This is a genomic window from Mesorhizobium sp. M7A.F.Ca.CA.002.05.1.1, assembly GCF_003998335.1.
Classification (GTDB): Bacteria; Pseudomonadota; Alphaproteobacteria; order Rhizobiales; family Rhizobiaceae; genus Mesorhizobium.
In genome coordinates this window covers 1-1,336 of sequence record NZ_RZQI01001231.1, presented here as the reverse complement: position 1 = coordinate 1,336, position 1,336 = coordinate 1, and the positions used below count along the sequence as shown (strand labels likewise).

1 protein-coding gene and 1 pseudogene are annotated in these 1,336 nt (G+C 65.2%); both read right to left on the bottom strand.

The window, feature by feature from the left end; translation table 11 throughout:
- A pseudogene (locus EN939_RS34400) lies at nucleotides 1–580 on the bottom strand (DNA topoisomerase IB); the annotation flags it as partial.
- A gap of 99 nt (nucleotides 581–679) precedes the next feature.
- On the bottom strand, nucleotides 680–1,336 hold a 657-nt coding region (locus EN939_RS34395), incomplete at its 5' end, for a glycosyltransferase family 2 protein (protein WP_127271849.1).

Below are 1,336 nucleotides of genomic sequence, written 5' to 3'. Positions count from 1 at the left end.
TATCCACATGCCGGTCGCGCAACGTGGTCAGCCCGAAACTCTTGTTGTCGCGGGCGTAGGCGGCATTGCCGACCCGGATCATCGTGTTATCGAGCAGCCAGACGACCGCGGCGACGACACGCTCGAACGGCAGGCCACGACGGCGCAGATCGCTGTCGATCCTGTGCCGCAGGTCCGGCAGGCTCTCGGCGAAAGCAACCAGGCTCGAATATTTGGCACCATCGCGCTCTTCGGCCCATTGCGGATGATAGCGATATTGCTTGCGTCCGCGCTGGTCCCTGCCGGTTGCCTGGATATGGCCGTCCGCGTCCGGCGAAATCCACACATCCGTCCAGGCCGGCGGAATGACGATCGCCTCGATGCGGGCCCTGGTAGTGTCCGAAACTGTCCCTCCGTCCGGCCCCTGGTAGGAAAACCCCTTGCCCGTCTTTAGCCGTCGGATACCGGGCTCGGCATCGCTGACATAGCTAAGCGACGCATGGTCGGCCGAGCTTTGTGCCCCGTTTTTGGGCGCACCATCTGGCGATACAGCGTCCTCGCCAGCCGGTCGGCTGGGCGACAATCCGGATTTTTGCAACATGTCGGCTCCACGCGAATTCCGTAGATAAGCCACTGGCCGACCGCTGGTTCCACCCGCCGTCCGAAAAGCGCCTCGCGCCGATATCGCGGTGGCTGGCGCCTACAGAGCGCCTTGCAGCTTGATCGGCGGCGCGGACAAACGCCGCCGCGCCGCGAGCTTGAACCTGTAGCGCAGGCAGCGCCAAGCTTCTGAGCGCCGCTTCGGCGCGGCCGCGGCTACCGCCAGGAAGCGCGCCGCGGTGCCCAGGTCGCCGCGCGCATAGTGGACCCGGGCGATCTTGAGGGCGACAAGCCCTTCCCTGGCCTTGAGCGCCGACAACGGGATGTTGCAGTCGGTGAGTGTGCGCAGTTCCCGGCGCCAGTCCAGAAAGCGCCGCACCGGGTTGAGGGCAAAGCGGTCATCGGAACGTACCGGCGAAACCTCATAGACCATGACAGGTTGCGAGACCATGGCGAGCGATGCCTTGCTCATCAGCCGTGCCCAGAACAGCGTGTCCTCGTCATAGGCCATTCCGATGGGGAACCGCGTCTCGCCGATCAGGGTCCGCGATGCCAGAACGCTGCCCACGGCGACCGAACGTATATCGCCTTTCACATAGGCCGAGGCATTTGCCAGGCACGCAGCCTGATAGCCGTTCGGCATCTTGATCTGCCGGTCCTGGCCGTTCACCCGTCGCCGGTAGGCACCCACGATCATGTCGGCCTCCGGCCGCTCCTGAGCCTTGCGGAGCAGTGCGCGCAACCCGCCCCGCAGATG